Source organism: Roseomonas sp. TS2, assembly GCF_058833935.1.
On sequence record NZ_JCACVY010000114.1, the window covers coordinates 1 to 14558 of the forward strand.

The window sequence follows — 14558 nt, forward strand, 5'->3', positions numbered from 1 at the left end:
GCGCTGCCAGCGCGAGAGGGCGTGCATGATGGCGGCGCCCACCTGCACCGTCGGCCCCTCGCGCCCGATCGAGGCGCCGCTGGCCATGCCGAGCAGCGTCAGCAGCACCTTGCCGAAGGCGATGCGCAGCGTCAGCAGCGCCCCCACCCGCGCCGGGTCCGGCTCGTGCAGCGCGGCGATGACCTGCGGGATGCCGCTGCCCTGGGCGCCGGGGAAGAGGCGCCGCGTCAGCACCAGGGAAAGCGCCAGCCCCGCCGGCGCCACCAGGAACACCAGCAGCGGATGCACCGCCGCGACGCGCAGGAACAGGTGCTGCGCCGCATCCGCCAGCTCGGCGAAGGCCACCGCCACCAGCCCGATCAGCGCCGCGCCCAGCCAGAACAGCAGCCGCCGCCGCCATTGCCGCGGCGAGAGCAGCGGCAGGCGCCGCAGCCGGCGGCGGTTCAGGGCGCGGAAGCGTTCGGCGGGCATGGGCGGTGCACTCCGGAAGGGTGGAAGGCCCTGTCTGCGCCGCATGGCGCGCCCTGCGAAGCGGAAAGTGGCGGAGGCTGCCTTGCGCCCCGCCACCGGAATGGCATCGTCCCGCAGCTTCCTGCGGAACCGAGTCTGATGCGCGTCCTGGTCCTCGAGAACTCCCCCCTGGCGCCGGTCGGCCATTTTGGCGACTGGCTGGCGGCCCGCCACGGCGCCGCCCTGGCCACCCTCGCCGGGCCGGACCTGACCCCCGGCCCGCTGCCGGAGGCGGATCTCCTGGTCACGCTCGGCTCGCCCAGGGCCGCCTATGACGGGGATGGCTGGATCGCCACCCAGCGCGACCTGCTGGCCCGCTGGATCGGCGAAGGGCGGCCGGCCATCGGCATCTGCTTCGGGGCGCAGATGATCGCCGCCGCCATCGGCGGCAGCGTGGCGCCCACGGGCACCTTCCACGAGGGATGGATGGAGACGGCCGAGGCCGGCGCACCCGTCTGGCGCGGCCCCTGGCTGCGCTGGCATGGCGACCACGTTGCCCTGCCGCCGGAGGCCGAGGTGCTGGCCCGCTCGGAAGGCACCATCCAGGCCTTCCGACACCGGCGGGCACTGGGGGTGCAGTTCCACCCGGAGGCGAATGCGGGCTGCGTGGCGGAATGGATCGGCTTCACGCCGCCCGAGCGGCTGGCGGCGAAGGGGATCGTGCCCGAGGAGATCGTCGCGCTGACGCGGGAGCGGGATGGCAGCCTCAAGGGGCAGCGGGAGGCGCTGTTCGCGGAGATGCTGCGGCTGGTCGGGCTGTAGGCAAAGAAAGGCCGGGGGAAGGAATTCCCCCGGACCCCCATCTTTTTTCTATCGGTTCAGCCGCGCTTCGAGAGGTCCACCAGGCCGGCGAAGCCGGTCTCGGTGCCGAAGGCCAGCTGCGTGCCGGTGGCGTTCCAGGCCAGCGCCGAGACGGCGCCACGGCCGGGCGCGGCCACGGGGACGATCTTGCCGCTGCCGATCTCGGCCATCAGCACCAGCCCGTCCTGGAAGCCGGCGGCCACCACCTCGTGCTGCGGGTGGCAGGCCACCTGGGTGCAGAGCACGCCATCGCCCCCCGCCAGCTCCATCGGCGGCTTGCCCATCGGGCCGCCGGCGAAGAAGGGCCACAGCACCACGCAATCCGCCCCCGCCGTGGCCATCCAGCGGCCCTTGGCGGTGAAGGAGAAGGACTTGATCTTGGCGGGGTAGCCGGACATCCGCATGTCCTGCTGGTCGGTCAGCCGCCAGCCATGCAGCGCGTTCTCCTGCATGGTGGAGACGACATGCGTGCCGTCCGGGCTGAAGGCCACGAGCTGGTGGCTGCCCTTCCACGGCAGCACGCGCGGCTTGTCCTCCTTGCTGTTGACGAACCACAGGCTGACGCCGTTGTAGTGCCCGGCCGCCACGCGCTTGCCCTTGGCGTCAAAGGCCACGCCGCCCACGGTGGAGGGGTGCGCCAGCGTCTTGAGCGTCGCGCCGCCCTTGTCCAGCAGGTGCACCGCCTTGCCCACACCCACGGCGCGCAGGCCGGAGGGATGGGCGGCGATGTGTTCCACCCACTTCATCATGCCGAAATCGGCCAGCGTGGCGGTGCTGCCATCGGGCAGCACGCGCAGCAGCTTGCCGTCGTCGCCGCCCGAGAGGAAGCCGGCGGCGAAGTCGGGCACCACGGTCAGGCAGGCGCCGTCATGCGCCTCCAGCTTCCGCCAGGGGGCGGCGGGCTGCGCCGGGTCGGCCAGGTGCAGCGTGCCGTCGCCCAGGCCGAAGGCGGCGCCCTGGCCGTCCCGGCCGAAGGCGGCGCTCACCACCCAGGCGCCCAGCTCATGCCCCGCCCCGCGCGTGGAGAGCAGGAAGTCGGCGTCCTCGACGCTTCCCATGGCGCCGCCGCTCAGGCTTTCGCTCATGCCGCCCCCGGGGAAGCCACGCAGCCCTCGAAGCCGCGGCGCAGCTGCGGCCGGTTCAGGTTGCGGCCGATGAAGACGATCTTGGACTTGCGCGGGTCGCCTTCCTTCCACGGCCCGATGAAGTCGCCATCGGCGATCATGTGCACGGCCTGGAAGGCGAAGCGGTTCGGCTCGTCCTTGTAGGCCAGGATGCCCTTGGTGCGCAGCAGGTCCTGCCCCTTGGCCTGGAGGAGCTGGCTGATCCAGGCGTTGAACTTCTCGGCGTCGATCGGCTGCGACACCTCGAAGGACATGCTCATCACCTCGTCATTGTGCTCGTGCTCGTCGGAGGTGAGGAAGTCCGGCTCGCGCTCCAGGATGCGCTCCAGCTTGAAGGCGTCCCGCCCGATGACGCTCTCCACCGGCACGGCGGACTTGGTGGCGCGCTGGATCTCGGCATAGGGGTTGATCGCCTTGATGCGGCGCTCCACCTCGGCGGCCTCCTCCTCGCTCACCAGGTCCATCTTGTTGAGCACGATGAGGTCGGCGAAGGCGATCTGCTCCTCGGCCTCGGTGCTGTCGGCCAGCCGGGCGATGAGGTTCTTGGCGTCCACCACGGTCACGATGGCGTCGAGCCGCGTGGCCCGCTTGACGTCCTCGTCCATGAAGAAGGTCTGCGCCACGGGGGCCGGGTTGGCCAGGCCGGTGGTCTCGACGATGATGCCGTCGAACTTGCCGCGCCGCTTCATCAGCCCGCCGAGGATGCGGACGAGGTCGCCGCGCACGGTGCAGCAGATGCAGCCGTTGTTCATCTCGAACACTTCCTCGTCGGCGTCGATGACGAGGTCGTTGTCCACGCCGAGCTCACCGAACTCGTTGATCACCACCGCGAATTTCTTGCCGTGGTTCTCGGTGAGGATGCGGTTCAGCAGCGTGGTCTTGCCGGCGCCGAGATAGCCGGTCAGCACGGTGACGGGGATGGTGTCGCTGGTCTCGCTCATGGCGCGCGGTCTCCTGCCGGGAGGGGGACGTCGTTCGGCCATGTTATATGATACGGTTCCCCCCGAAGGTCACGGGGGGCGGCGCGAAGAGGCGTGCATGGCTGCCAGAAGAGGCCGCCAGAAGGGGTCGCCGGAAGGGACCGGCACCTCCCCCGTGCCAGGGTCCGGGGGGGACGATGCCCCCCCGGCGTTGCTCAGGCGGCCGCCCGGATGGCGTCGGACAGCGTGCCGAAGATCCGGTCGATGTGGTGCTTCTCGGCGATCAGCGGCGGCGAGAGGGCGATGATGTCGCCGGTGGTGCGGATCAGCACGCCCTTGTCGAAGCAGTCGCGGAAGATGTCCACGGCGCGGGCGGTGGGCTTGCCCGGGCGCGAGGACAGCTCGATGCCGGTGACGAGGCCGATCGAGCGGATGTCGATGACGTTGGGCAGGCCGCGCAGCGAGTGGGCCGCCTCCTCGAAATAGGGCTCCATGGCGGCGGCGCGGCCCGGCAGGTCCTCCGCCTTGTGCAGCGCCAGCGTGGCGATGGAGGCGGCGCAGGCCAGCGGGTGGCCGGAATAGGTGTAGCCGTGGAACAGCTCGATGCCCTCCGGCGCGCCGTTCACCACCGTGTCGTAGATGGCGTTGTTCACCGCGACCGCGCCCATCGGCACGGCGGCGTTGGAGAGGCCCTTGGCCATCGTCATGATGTCGGGCGTGACGCCGAGGCGCTCGGCGCCGAAATTGGTGCCGAGGCGGCCGAAGCCGGTGATCACCTCGTCGAAGATCAGCAGGATGCCGTGCTTGTCGCACAGCTCGCGCAGGCGCTTCAGGTAGCCCACGGGCGGCACCAGCACGCCGGTGGAGCCGGCCATCGGCTCGACCATGACGGCCGCGATGGTGTCCCCGTGCAGGGCGACGAGGTTCTCCAGCGCGTCCGCCAGGTGGGCGCCATGCTGCGGCAGGCCCTTCGAGAAGGCGTTCTGCTCCGGCAGGTGGGTGTGGGGGAGGTGGTCCACATAGGGCAGCATGGCGCCGAACTGCTTGCGGTTGCCGCCGATGCCGCCCACCGACATGCCGCCGAAGCCGACGCCATGGTAGCCGCGCTCCCGCCCGACGAGGCGCACGCGCTGGCTCTGCCCGCGCGCCTTCTGGTAGGCGAGGGCGATCTTCAGCGCGGTGTCGGCGCTCTCGGAGCCGGAATTGGTGAAGAAGACGCGATCCAGCCCCTCCGGCGTCATCTCCGCCACGCGGGCCGCCGCCTCGAAGGCGATGGGGTGGCCGAGCTGGAAGGTGGGGGCGAAGTCCATCACCGCCGCCTGCTTCTGGATCGCCTCGGTGATCTCGCGGCGGCCATGGCCGGCGTTGCAGCACCACAGCCCGGCGGTGCCGTCGATGATCTCCTGCCCGTCCGCCGTGAAGTAGGACATGCCCTCGGCGCGGGCCAGCAGGCGCGGGTGCGACTTGAAGTAGCGGTTGTCGGAATAGGGCATCCAGAACGCATCAAGGTCGTTCGGACGCGGCACGTTGATCTGGTTCATGGTCGATCCTGCACAGCCGGGGGCGGATGGCGGAAAAGGCTAGGCCCCTTGCGGCCGGAAGGCGAGAGGCTTCCGGCGATCGGCGCGCGACTCGGCGGGACGGGGCGCGCGAAACGCCGGCCCGGCCTATCCTGCCGCCCGGCCAGAGGGGAGGCGGGGCGATGATGCGGCGGATCGAGGCGGGCGGCCTGTCGGTGGCCTATCAGGAGGCGGGCCCGGCCGAGGGGCCGGTGGCGATCCTGCTGCACGGCTTTCCCTATGACATCCATGCCTATGACGCCGTGGCGGAGATGCTGGCGGCGGCCGGGTGGCGCTGCGTCATCCCCTTCCTGCGCGGCTATGGCGGCACGCGGTTCCTCTCGGCCGGGACGCCGCGCTCCGGCCAGCAGGCGGCGCTGGGGGCGGACCTGCTGGCCCTGATGGAGGCGCTGCGGATCCCGCGCGCGGTGCTGGCGGGGTATGACTGGGGCGGCCGCGCCGCCTGCGTCGCCGCGGCGCTGTGGCCGGAGCGGGCGCGCGGCCTGGTCAGCTGCGGCACCGGCTACAACATCCAGGACCTCGCCCGTGCCGGGGAGCCGGCGGCGCCGGAGAAGGAGCTCCGCCACTGGTACCAGTACTACTTCCAGACCGGGCGGGGCCGCGCCGGCCTGGCGCAGAACCGGCGCGACCTGTGCCGCCTCCTCTGGCGGCTGTGGTCGCCGGAATGGGCGTTCGACGAAGCCACATTCGCCCGCAGCGCCGCGGCCTTCGACAACCCCGACTTCGTGGAGGTCGTCATCCACTCCTACCGGCACCGCCATGGCGGCGCCCCCGGCGACCCGGCGCTGGAGGAGATCGAGACGCGGCTGGCCGCGCAACCCCGCATCCCTGTTCCCGCCATCGTGCTGCAGGGCGCGGCGGACGGCGTGGAGGGGCCGCTGCCGGCGGAGGACAGGAACGCGGCGCATTTCGCCGGGCCCTATGCACGCCGCATCCTGCCGGGTATCGGGCACAATGTGCCGCAGGAGGCGCCGGAGGAATTCGCGCGCGCCGTGATGGCGGTGGCGGCCGGCTGAGCCCCGGCCCCCTTCCCGCCGTGCCTTGGCCCTTCCGCGTCTCAGCCCTTCAGGCAGGCCTCGGCCAGCATCCGGAAGGCGTTGGCGCGGTGGCTGATGGCGTGCTTGCCGGCCTTGTCCATCTCCGCGAAGGTCAGCGCCTGGCCGGCGGGCTGGAACATCGGGTCGTAGCCGAAGCCGCCCGGGCCGCGCGGCGGCCAGACCCACTCGCCCATCGCCCGGCCCTCGAAGCCCTCCACATGTCCGTCCGGCCAGGCCAGCACCAGGGCGCAGGTGAACCAGGCGGTGCGGTCGGCATGCGGGGCGGCGAGGTCGCGCACCTTCGCCATGGCCGCGGCGTAGTCCCGGCCGCCGCCGGGCAGCTCCGCCCAGTCGGCGGTGTGGACGCCCGGCGCGCCGTCCAGCGCGGCGACCGAGAAGCCGCTGTCATCGGCCAGCGCCACCAGCCCGGAGGCGCGCGCGGCGGCCAGCGCCTTCAGCGTGGCGTTGCCGAGGAAGCTGGTCTCCGTCTCCTCCGGCACCGGCAGGCCGAGTTCCTTGGCGCTGACGATGCCGATGCCGTACTCGGCCAGCAGCGCGGCGTTCTCCGCCACCTTGCCGGCATTGTGGCTGGCCATGACGATGCGCCGCTCCGTCAGGCGGCGGTGCGGGGTTCCGTTCACTGGCCGACCGCCCGGCGCTGGGCGGCGAACAGCGCCGCCGTGCCCTGCCGCGCCAGCCCGAGCATGGCGGTGAGCTGCGCGTCGGAGAAGGGCGCGCCCTCGGCCGTGCCCTGCACCTCGACGATGCCGCCCTTGCCGGTCAGCACGAAATTGCCGTCCGCCTGAGCGTCCTTGTCCTCGGCATAGTCGAGGTCGAGCACCGGCTCGCCCTTCCACAGCCCGCAGGAGATGGCGGCCACCTGGTCGCGGATCGGGTTGCCGCTGATCATGTTCTTCAGCACGCAATGCTCGAAGGCCTGGTGCAGCGCCACCCAGGCGCCGGTGATGGCGGCGCAGCGCGTGCCGCCATCGGCCGTCAGCACGTCGCAGTCCAGCACCACGGCCAGCTCGCCCATCGCCCTGCGGTCCACCACCGCGCGCAGGCTGCGGGCGATCAGGCGCTGGATCTCCTGCGTGCGGCCGGACTGCTTGCCGCGCGCCGCCTCGCGCTCGCCGCGGCTGTGGGTGGCGCGCGGCAGCATGCCGTACTCGGCCGTCACCCAGCCCTCCCCCTTGCCGCGCAGGAAGGAGGGCACGCGCCCTTCCACGCTGGCGGTGCAGAGCACCTCGGTGTGGCCCATGCGGATGCGGCAGGAGCCTTCCGCATGCCGGGCCACGCCGACCTCCAGGCTGACGGGGCGCAACGCGTCGGGGGCACGGCCGGAGGGGCGCATGGGCGGGGAGCTTTCGATATCTGCGGCGGCGGGACCCGCCGGGAATGGGGCGATGGCCGCCGCCTTGTCAATTCGCGGCGCTCCGCATGCCTCCGGCGAGCTGCCGCAGGCAGGCGGCCTCGGTGCGCCGCTCGGTGCCCGAGGCGCGGGCGGCGGCGTAGCTGACCCGCAGGGGCGAGCCGGGCGCGTCGTCGCGGTCCAGCACCACGTCGAGATGGCAGAAGGGGGTCTGGTAGAGCCAGATCTGCGCCGCGCCCTCGGTGCGGCGCAGGCGCGGCTCGCCCAGCCAGCGGCGCAGCGCCTCGGGCGACTGGCCGAGAAGCTGGGCGGCACGCTCGGGTGCCCCTTCCAGCCGTGGCAGGACGGGGGCGGTTGTCGGCTGCATGCCGGCCAGGTTGGCGCGGTAGCTGTCCAGCACCTCCTGCAGAACCGCGTGCGGGTCGGCCGGAGAGGGCTGCGCGGCGCAGGCGCCGAGCAGCAGAAGGGCGGTCAGGAGGGTGGGACGCATGGGAGGAGGATGGCGCGGAAGGCCGGCGCGGAGACGGGCCGCCCGCGCCGCCGGTCAGACCTCCGCGGCGGGGATGGCGAGCGGCGAGGGCGCGTAGCTGTGCTGCGGCGCGCTGTCGCTCAGCATCTCCATGCGGCCGGAGAGCTGGCCGCCCTCCTCCACCTGCAGCTTGCGGCAGCGGGCCACGCCCAGCACCTTGCCGGTGCCGCGGATGACCAGGTTGCCGCGCGCCGTCAGCGTGCCGTCGAAGGTGCCGGCGATCTCGGCGTCGTCCACCTCGACCTCGCCCTTGAACACGCCGCTCGGGCTGATGAACAGCTCGGCCGCCTGCATCATCTGGCTCTCGATGGTGCCTTCCACCACCAGCCGCTCGGCATCCGTCACGGTGCCCTGCAGGCTGATGCCCTTGCCAACCACCATGGTGCGGCGCTCGGTGGCGGCGGCCGGGCCGGGGGCGCGGGCGGCGGCGGCCGGGGCCTGCTGGGCGCCCGCGTTCATGCCGGCATTCATGCCGGCGTTCACCGGCGGCCGCGGCGGCATGCCCATTCCGGCGGGGGGCTGGCTGGGCTTCGGCGGCAGGTTCATGGCGGCCTCCTTGCTGGGCGCGGGGCGGAAGGGGGGAACAGCAAGGTCCGGATCGCGCGCCACCGGAACGGTGGTCGGCGCGCCGGAACCTTCCTCTGCCCCTCCCGCGCCGGGCGCGGGCGGTGTGGGCTCTTCGCGGCGGCGGAAGATGGACATCTGCTCCCCCTGTGCAACGGCTGGGTATGAAGCCTTGCGCGCCAGCTCCATCATGGGCTGGCGCGCTCCTCACTCCGGCTATCACGCGGCGGCCCGTCCGGACAACCGGCTGGGCGCAACGAATCCCCGATTTTCCAGAAGCTTCCGGAAGTTCGCCGGGCCGGCTCGCCCCCTGCGGGAACAATGCGGGGCAATCCTTCCATAACGGTTAAATAAACTTTCGCGCCGCCAGGTTTGGGCGGGCCCCGGCCCCGGCCCGCCCTGCCCTATGCCGGGCGGCGCGGGGCTGCTATCGGCGGGGCTGCGCGGCACCGCCGCATCCAGAGCACAGGGTTTCGCACATGGCCGCCTCCACCCTCGACATCCTCGGCATCGGCAACGCCATCCTGGACGTGCTGGCCCGCGCCGAGGACGGCTTCCTGGCCGCGCAGGGCATGACCAAGGGCGCCATGGCCCTGATCGACACCAGCCGCGCCGAGGCGATCTACGGCGCCATGGGGCCGGGTGTGGAGAGCAGCGGCGGCTCGGCCGGCAACACCTGCGCGGTGGCCGCGGCGCTCGGCGCCCGCGTGGGCTTCCTCGGCAAGGTGGCGGACGACGCGCTGGGCCGCGTCTTCGCGCACGACATCCGCGCCGCCGGCGTCGCCTTCCCCACCGCCCCGCTGCAGGGCGGCGACCCCACCGCGCGCTGCCTGATCCTGGTCACGCCCGATGGGCAGCGGACGATGAACACCTATCTCGGCGCCTGCGTCAGCTTCGGCGAGGAGGATGTGGACGCGGCGATGGTGGCCTCCGCCGCCGTCACCTACCTGGAAGGCTACCTGTTCGACCCGCCGGCGGCGCAGGCCGCCTTCCGCCGCGCCGCCGCCCTGGCGCACGCGGCCGGCCGGCAGGTGGCCATCAGCCTCTCCGACCCCTTCTGCGTCGGCCGCCACCGCGAGGCCTTCCGCGCCTTCGTGGCGCGCCAGGCGGACATCGTCTTCGCCAACGAGGCGGAGATCATGAGCCTCTACGAGACGGAGAGCCTGGAGGCGGCGATCGAGGCCGTGCGGCGGGATGCGGGGCTAGCCGCCATCACCCGCTCCGAGAAGGGCAGCATCATCGTCGCCGGCGAGGCGACGCACGAGATCGCCGCCGAGCCCACCACCGTGGTGGACACCACCGGCGCGGGCGACGCCTATGCCGCCGGCTTCCTGGCGGCGCTGACCCAGGGCCACGCCCTGCCGGAATGCGGCCGCTGGGGCTCGGTCGCCGCGGCCGAGTGCATCGGCCATTTCGGCGCCCGCCCGCAGGCCGAGCTGAAGGCGCTGGTCGGCGCCTGAGGGCCGCCGGGCACGGGAGGCGGCCACCATGGGGGCCTGGCTCGATGCCTTCGTCGCCACCTTCGGGCTGATCGGCCTCGGCGCGCTGCTGCGCCGCAGGGTGCTCACCGATGTGGCCGTCTGGGCCGGCATGGAGAAGCTGGTCTTCACCGTGCTGCTGCCGGCGCTGCTGGTCTCCTCCATCGGCGCGGTGCGGCTGGCCGAGCTGCCGCTGGGCGGCATGGCCGGCGCCATCTGGGGCGCGCTGCTGCTCGGCGCGGTGCTGTCGCTGCTGCTGGCGCGGGCGCTGGGGCACAGCCATGCCACCGCCACCTCCGTGCTGCAGGGCGGCATCCGCTTCAACACCCTGCTGGCCTTCGCCGTGGCGGGGTCGGTGTACGGGCCGGCCGGCATCGCCTTCGGCGGCATCGCCACCGGGCTGATCGTGCCCTTCGTGCAGGTCGTCATCACCCTGGTGTTCAGCCTGGGCGGCACCCGCCGGCCGGACCCGGTGCGCGTGCTCTGGCAGATGGTCACCAACCCGCTGCTGCTGGCCTGCGCGGCGGGGCTGGCGCTCTCGCTGGTCGGCGGGGCGCCGCCGGGGCTGGCCGGGCTGCTGCGCAGCCTGGCGCAGGGCTCGCTCGCCATCGGGCTGCTCTGCGTCGGCGCGGCGCTGACGCCGGGGGCGCTGGCGGCCAGCCCGCTCACCCAGGGGCTGACGGCGACGCTGAAGCTGATGGTGGTTCCGGTGGTCACCCTGGGCCTGGGGCGCGTCCTGGGGCTGGAGACGCAGGCGCTGGCCGTCGCCGTGCTGTTCATGGCCCAGCCCACCGCCACCACCGCCTATGTGCAGGCCCGCGCCATGGGCGGCGACGCGCCGCTGATGGCGGCGATGACCACGACGCAGCACCTCCTCGCCATGCTGACGCTGCCGCTCTGGGTGGCGCTGCTGGCGCTTTGAGATCGGGCGGGGGGAAGAAGGAATTCTTCCCCCCGCACCCCCCATCATCTTTTTCTGCGGGGTTGTGCGCCGCATGATGGGGCGGACAGATGCGGGACGGCACAGCATGAACATACAGCGACGCAGCCTGGCCCTCGGCCTTGCGGGCGCCCTCGCCGCGCGCAGCGGCAAGGCCCAGGGCAGCTGGCCGGAGCGGCCGCTGCGCTGGGTGGTGGGCTACCCGGCGGGCGGGCCGTCCGACACCTTCGCGCGGCTCATCGCCGCCGGCATCGGGCCGGCGCTCGGGCACACCATGGTGGTGGAGAACCGGCCCGGCGGCGGCGCCGTGCTGGCCAGCGAGACCGTCTCCCGCGCCGCGCCGGATGGCTACACCCTGCTGCACGCCGACAATGGCAACCTCGTCTACAACCCCGCCCTCTACGCCCGCCTGCCCTACGACCCGGACCGCGACCTGACCGGCGTGGGCTTCATCGGCCGCTTCCCCCTCTTCCTCGTGGTGCGGGCGGACAGCGCGGTGGCGGATTTCGCCGGCTACGTGGCGGCCTCGCGCCAGCAGGTGCCGACCTATGGCTCCCCCGCCGTTGCCTCGCCGCACCACCTGGCGATGGAGATGCTGAAGCGCCGCGCCGGCTTCGACGCGACGCACGTGCCCTATCGCGGCGGCCCGGCGGCGATGCAGGATTTGCTGGCCGGCACGCTGGACAGCGTGCTGATCGACTGCGCCACCGGCCTGCCCTTCCTGCGCGACGGCAAGGCGCGGGCGCTGCTGGTGCTCTCCGAGGCGCGCTCGGCGCAGGCGCCGGAGGTGCCGACGGCGCTGGAACTGGGCATCGGCCAGGCGGTGGCCTTCGGCTGGCAGGCCATGTCGGCCCCCGCCGGCACGCCGCAGCTTGTCATCGCGCGGCTGAACCAGGAGATGCGCGCCGCCATCGCCGCCCCCGCGATGCAGGCGCGGATGCGCGACCTGGGCATCGAGAGCGCGCCCTGGTCGCCCGCGGAGTTCAACGATTTCGTCCTGCGCGAGAATGCTGTCTGGCGGCCGTTGATCCGCGAGCTTGGCATTCGTCTGGACAGTTAAGAGGAAGAAAAGAAGGGTTCTTTTTTGAAAAAAAGAACCAAAAAACTTTTGTCAGTCTAGCGCTGCGCCGGGTGATGGCGCAGCGCCAGACTCGAAAAGTCTTTTTGTTTCTTTTTCTTCAGAAAAAGAAGATCCTCAAACCAGATCCGCCGCCTCGTCAAAGGGCAGCCGCGGCAGCCGGCCGAACAGCCCGGCCTCGTCGCCATAGCCGAGATTGACCAGCAGGTTGGACTTCCAGCCCGTGTTGGCGAGGAAGGCCTCGTCCACCTTGGCGTTGTCGAAGCCGCTCATCGGGCCGGTATCCAGCCCCAGCGCGCGGGCCGCCATGATCAGGTAGCCCGCCTGCAGGGAGGAGTTGCGGAAGGCGGTGGCCTCGGCGAAGGCGGCGCTGCCGGTGAACCAGGACTTGGCGTCGGCGTGCGGGAACAGCACCGGCAGCTTGTCGTAGAATTTCTGGTCCCAGGCGACGATCACCGTCACCGGCGCCGTCATCGTCTTCTCCAGGTTGCCGGCCGAGAGGGCGGGGCGCAGCTTCTCCTTGCCCTCGCGGGTGCGGATGAAGACGAAGCGGGCGGGGGAGGCATTGGCGCTGGTCGGCGCCATCTTCACCAGGTCGTAGAGCTGGCGCAGCGTCTCGTCGCTGACGGGGCGGTCCTGCCACGTGTTGTGGGTGCGCGCCGTGCGGAACAGCTGGTCGAGCGCGGTGTCGTCGAGGGCGTTGGTCATCGGGTGGCTCCTGTGCTTGCGCCCAGGATGGTGCCGATGCGGGAGCCTGCCAATCGGCCCGCCCGGATGGCCGACATTCGCCCCGTGAATGGGAGCCGGGCGGAGCCGGGCCGCGCGGCCCGGCTCCGCCCGTTCAGTGGCTCAGGCGTCCACCTGCTCCACCGCCATCACTTCCGGCACGTAGTGGCGCAGCATGTTCTCGACGCCATGCTTCAGCGTGGCGCGGGAGGAGGGGCAGCCGGAGCAGGCGCCCTGCAGGTGCAGCTTGACGACGCCGTCGCGGAAGCCGCGGAAGACGATGTCCCCGCCATCGCCGGCCACCGCCGGGCGCACGCGGGTGTCGAGCAGCTCCTTGATCTGGGCGACGATCTCGGCATCGGCCGGGTCGCTGTCCTCGACCGCGTCCTCGCCCTCGGCTTCCAGCACCACGGGGCGGCCGGCCATGTAGTGCTCCATGATGCCGCCCAGCACCATCGGCTTCAGCGCCTGCCAGTCCACCGCCTCGGTCTTGGTGACGGTGACGAAGTCGGCGCCGAGGAAGACGCGGGCGACACCCTCCAGCGCGAAGAGCCGCTCGGCCAGCGGGCTGCGGCCGGCGCCCTCGGCGCTGGTGAAATCGGCCGTGCCGCGCCCGCCCATCACGTCCTGGCCCGGCAGGAACTTCAGGGTGGCGGGGTTCGGGGTGGCTTCGGTCTCGATGAACATTGTTCTGGGCTTTTCCGTGTGAGGTCGGCTCTGGTCTTGTGCCGGGATTTGGGCGGTCGGGGCGCCGCGTGCAACCGGCCCGGGCCCGCGCCGGGGGCCGGGCTGGCCCTCAGGTGACGCGTTCCAGGTCCTTCTCGTCCAGCGTGCCGGGCACGATGGTCATGGGCACGCGCAGGCGCGGGGCGTAGCGGCCGGTCAGCGCGGTGATCAGCGGCCCCGGCCCGCTGCCATTGGCGGCGGTGGCGAGGATCAGGATGGACATGCGCGGGTCCTCCTCCAGCAGCGCCAGCAGCTCGTCGCGCGGGTTGCCCTCGCGGATCAGCAGGATGGGGATGCCGCCGGTGATCTCCTGCACCTCGGCGGCCAGCGCCGAGAGCAGCTTCTCCGCCTCGTCGCGCCGCTCCTCCTGCAGCATGGCGCCGACGCCGGCCCATTCCACCGTGCCGGCCTCCTCCACCACGCGCAGCAGCGCCACGCGGCCGCCGCCGTATTTGGCGCGCAGGCAGGCATAGCGCAGCGCGATGCGCAGCTCCGGGCTGTCATCGACCACCACCAGGAAGACACGGTCGCGTCGCGCGGCTTCGGGCATTCATCCCCTCCGGAACAGCACGCTGCCGAGCCAGCCCGCCAGGGCGGCCAGCAGGATGCAGAGCAGGCCGTATACCACCGGCTGCACCTTGGCGACATTGGCGATGCGGGCGGCCGTGCCGACGCGCCCGACGCGGAAGCCCAGCTCCTGCCGCGCCACCACGCGCCCCTCGCGCACCAGCAGCACCTGCACCAGGTAGTCGCCGGTCGGCACGGTGGCGGGCAGCGGCAGGCTGGCGCGGAACAGCCGGGCGCCGGCGATGTGCATGCTGCCCGCCTCCCCCCACAGCCCGGCCGCCTGCTTGAGCTCCATCAGCGCCTCGCGGAACTCGCTCTGCTGGTTGCCCGCCGCTTCCAGCGGCAGCGCCTCAAGGCCGATGCGCTTGGCGGCGCGCTCCTCCTCGCTCAGCACCTCCGCCAGCGGGCGCGTGCCGGCGAGCAGGTAGTAGCCCGGCACCCGCCAGAAGCGGGCCGAGGCGCCGTTGAGCCACAGGCCCAGCACGCGGACCTTGCGGCGCACCACCATGGGCTGCGCGGGCCCCTGGGCGATCACCAGCACGTCGTCGCCGCCGGCGCCGAGCAGCCGCTCGGTGGCGCCGAACACCAGCACCTCCGTGCCGCTGA

At 72.4% G+C, this 14558-nt stretch carries 17 protein-coding genes; 5 read left to right on the forward strand and 12 right to left on the reverse strand.

Annotation, left to right across the window (positions count from 1 at the left end; translation table 11 throughout):
- Nucleotides 1-471: chloride channel protein (locus tag ACZJYS_RS16490; RefSeq protein ID WP_493179634.1), on the reverse strand; the 471-nt coding region annotated here is incomplete at its 3' end.
- A 138-nt stretch (nt 472-609) separates the two neighbouring features.
- On the opposite strand from ACZJYS_RS16490, the gene ACZJYS_RS16495 reads away from it, so the two are divergent.
- Nucleotides 610-1272, forward strand: a complete 663-nt coding sequence (locus ACZJYS_RS16495) for a type 1 glutamine amidotransferase (protein ID WP_493179635.1) — start codon at nt 610-612, stop codon at nt 1270-1272.
- A gap of 56 nt (nt 1273-1328) precedes the next feature.
- Here the strand turns inward: ACZJYS_RS16495 and ACZJYS_RS16500 are convergent, their stop codons facing one another.
- The 3 genes from ACZJYS_RS16500 to aptA all read right to left on the reverse strand — a co-directional run bounded on the left by ACZJYS_RS16500 (nt 1329) and on the right by aptA (nt 4896).
- Complete coding sequence (locus ACZJYS_RS16500; RefSeq protein ID WP_379651593.1) at nt 1329-2396, reverse strand: WD40 repeat domain-containing protein; 1068 nt, start codon at nt 2394-2396, stop codon at nt 1329-1331.
- Nucleotides 2393-3376 (reverse strand): CobW family GTP-binding protein, encoded by a 984-nt coding sequence (locus tag ACZJYS_RS16505; protein WP_379651592.1) that lies wholly within the window; start codon nt 3374-3376, stop codon nt 2393-2395. The genes ACZJYS_RS16500 and ACZJYS_RS16505 overlap by 4 nt, the downstream gene beginning before the upstream one ends.
- Nucleotides 3377-3570: 194 nt before the next feature.
- Nucleotides 3571-4896 (reverse strand): omega-aminotransferase AptA, encoded by a 1326-nt coding sequence (aptA, locus tag ACZJYS_RS16510; RefSeq protein WP_109515764.1) that lies wholly within the window; start codon nt 4894-4896, stop codon nt 3571-3573.
- Nucleotides 4897-5057: 161 nt separating this feature from the next.
- Here aptA and ACZJYS_RS16515 point away from each other — a divergent pair, with 161 nt between their 5' ends.
- Entirely contained in the window at nt 5058-5951 is an 894-nt protein-coding gene (locus tag ACZJYS_RS16515) for an alpha/beta fold hydrolase (protein ID WP_493179636.1), read from the forward strand.
- A gap of 41 nt (nt 5952-5992) precedes the next feature.
- On the opposite strand, the gene ACZJYS_RS16520 is transcribed toward ACZJYS_RS16515, so the two are convergent.
- From ACZJYS_RS16520 to ACZJYS_RS16535, 4 genes are all read right to left on the reverse strand, one after another.
- The gene (locus tag ACZJYS_RS16520; RefSeq protein WP_379635801.1) at nt 5993-6568 is read right to left on the reverse strand and encodes a non-canonical purine NTP pyrophosphatase; all 576 of its coding nucleotides are present in this window, start codon (nt 6566-6568) and stop codon (nt 5993-5995) included.
- 41 nt (nt 6569-6609) lie between these two features.
- Complete coding sequence (gene rph / locus ACZJYS_RS16525; protein WP_109515763.1) at nt 6610-7326, reverse strand: ribonuclease PH; 717 nt, start codon at nt 7324-7326, stop codon at nt 6610-6612.
- Nucleotides 7327-7393: 67 nt separating this feature from the next.
- Nucleotides 7394-7834 (reverse strand): hypothetical protein, encoded by a 441-nt coding sequence (locus tag ACZJYS_RS16530; RefSeq protein WP_109515762.1) that lies wholly within the window; start codon nt 7832-7834, stop codon nt 7394-7396.
- A 54-nt stretch (nt 7835-7888) separates the two neighbouring features.
- Nucleotides 7889-8419, reverse strand: coding sequence for a bactofilin family protein (locus ACZJYS_RS16535; protein ID WP_245906109.1), 531 nt, complete (start codon nt 8417-8419; stop codon nt 7889-7891).
- Between the two features lie 497 nt (nt 8420-8916).
- On the opposite strand from ACZJYS_RS16535, the gene ACZJYS_RS16540 reads away from it, so the two are divergent.
- From ACZJYS_RS16540 to ACZJYS_RS16550, 3 genes are all read left to right on the forward strand, one after another.
- On the forward strand, nt 8917-9897 hold the full coding sequence (locus ACZJYS_RS16540) for an adenosine kinase (protein ID WP_493179637.1): 981 nt from the start codon (nt 8917-8919) through the stop codon (nt 9895-9897).
- A 28-nt stretch (nt 9898-9925) separates the two neighbouring features.
- Nucleotides 9926-10837: an AEC family transporter gene (locus tag ACZJYS_RS16545; RefSeq protein WP_493179638.1), complete on the forward strand. Its 912-nt coding sequence runs from the start codon at nt 9926-9928 to the stop codon at nt 10835-10837.
- 106 nt (nt 10838-10943) lie between these two features.
- Entirely contained in the window at nt 10944-11915 is a 972-nt protein-coding gene (locus ACZJYS_RS16550; protein ID WP_109515758.1) for a Bug family tripartite tricarboxylate transporter substrate binding protein, read from the forward strand.
- Between the two features lie 135 nt (nt 11916-12050).
- Here the strand turns inward: ACZJYS_RS16550 and ACZJYS_RS16555 are convergent, their stop codons facing one another.
- From ACZJYS_RS16555 to ACZJYS_RS16570, 4 genes are all read right to left on the reverse strand, one after another.
- Nucleotides 12051-12641, reverse strand: coding sequence for a malonic semialdehyde reductase (locus ACZJYS_RS16555; RefSeq protein ID WP_109515756.1), 591 nt, complete (start codon nt 12639-12641; stop codon nt 12051-12053).
- A gap of 141 nt (nt 12642-12782) precedes the next feature.
- The gene (locus ACZJYS_RS16560; protein ID WP_109515755.1) at nt 12783-13346 is read right to left on the reverse strand and encodes a NifU family protein; all 564 of its coding nucleotides are present in this window, start codon (nt 13344-13346) and stop codon (nt 12783-12785) included.
- Nucleotides 13347-13455: 109 nt separating this feature from the next.
- The gene (locus ACZJYS_RS16565) at nt 13456-13935 is read right to left on the reverse strand and encodes a universal stress protein (RefSeq protein WP_109515754.1); all 480 of its coding nucleotides are present in this window, start codon (nt 13933-13935) and stop codon (nt 13456-13458) included.
- The coding region (locus ACZJYS_RS16570; RefSeq protein WP_493179639.1) for a TIGR02186 family protein at nt 13936-14558 on the reverse strand (623 nt) is incomplete at its 5' end.

Bases quoted from the DNA above. Each gene is read 5' to 3' on its own strand.
- ACZJYS_RS16495 (WP_493179635.1), top strand. From the start codon at position 610: ATGCGCGTCCTGGTCCTCGAGAACTCCCCCCTGGCGCCGGTCGGCCAT.
- ACZJYS_RS16500 (WP_379651593.1), bottom strand. From the start codon at position 2,396: ATGAGCGAAAGCCTGAGCGGCGGCGCCATGGGAAGCGTCGAGGACGCC.
- ACZJYS_RS16505 (WP_379651592.1), bottom strand. From the start codon at position 3,376: ATGAGCGAGACCAGCGACACCATCCCCGTCACCGTGCTGACCGGCTAT.
- aptA (WP_109515764.1), bottom strand. From the start codon at position 4,896: ATGAACCAGATCAACGTGCCGCGTCCGAACGACCTTGATGCGTTCTGG.
- ACZJYS_RS16515 (WP_493179636.1), top strand. From the start codon at position 5,058: ATGATGCGGCGGATCGAGGCGGGCGGCCTGTCGGTGGCCTATCAGGAG.
- ACZJYS_RS16520 (WP_379635801.1), bottom strand. From the start codon at position 6,568: ATGGCCAGCCACAATGCCGGCAAGGTGGCGGAGAACGCCGCGCTGCTG.
- rph (WP_109515763.1), bottom strand. From the start codon at position 7,326: ATGCGCCCCTCCGGCCGTGCCCCCGACGCGTTGCGCCCCGTCAGCCTG.
- ACZJYS_RS16530 (WP_109515762.1), bottom strand. From the start codon at position 7,834: ATGCGTCCCACCCTCCTGACCGCCCTTCTGCTGCTCGGCGCCTGCGCC.
- ACZJYS_RS16535 (WP_245906109.1), bottom strand. From the start codon at position 8,419: ATGAACCTGCCGCCGAAGCCCAGCCAGCCCCCCGCCGGAATGGGCATG.
- ACZJYS_RS16540 (WP_493179637.1), top strand. From the start codon at position 8,917: ATGGCCGCCTCCACCCTCGACATCCTCGGCATCGGCAACGCCATCCTG.
- ACZJYS_RS16545 (WP_493179638.1), top strand. From the start codon at position 9,926: ATGGGGGCCTGGCTCGATGCCTTCGTCGCCACCTTCGGGCTGATCGGC.
- ACZJYS_RS16550 (WP_109515758.1), top strand. From the start codon at position 10,944: ATGAACATACAGCGACGCAGCCTGGCCCTCGGCCTTGCGGGCGCCCTC.
- ACZJYS_RS16555 (WP_109515756.1), bottom strand. From the start codon at position 12,641: ATGACCAACGCCCTCGACGACACCGCGCTCGACCAGCTGTTCCGCACG.
- ACZJYS_RS16560 (WP_109515755.1), bottom strand. From the start codon at position 13,346: ATGTTCATCGAGACCGAAGCCACCCCGAACCCCGCCACCCTGAAGTTC.
- ACZJYS_RS16565 (WP_109515754.1), bottom strand. From the start codon at position 13,935: ATGCCCGAAGCCGCGCGACGCGACCGTGTCTTCCTGGTGGTGGTCGAT.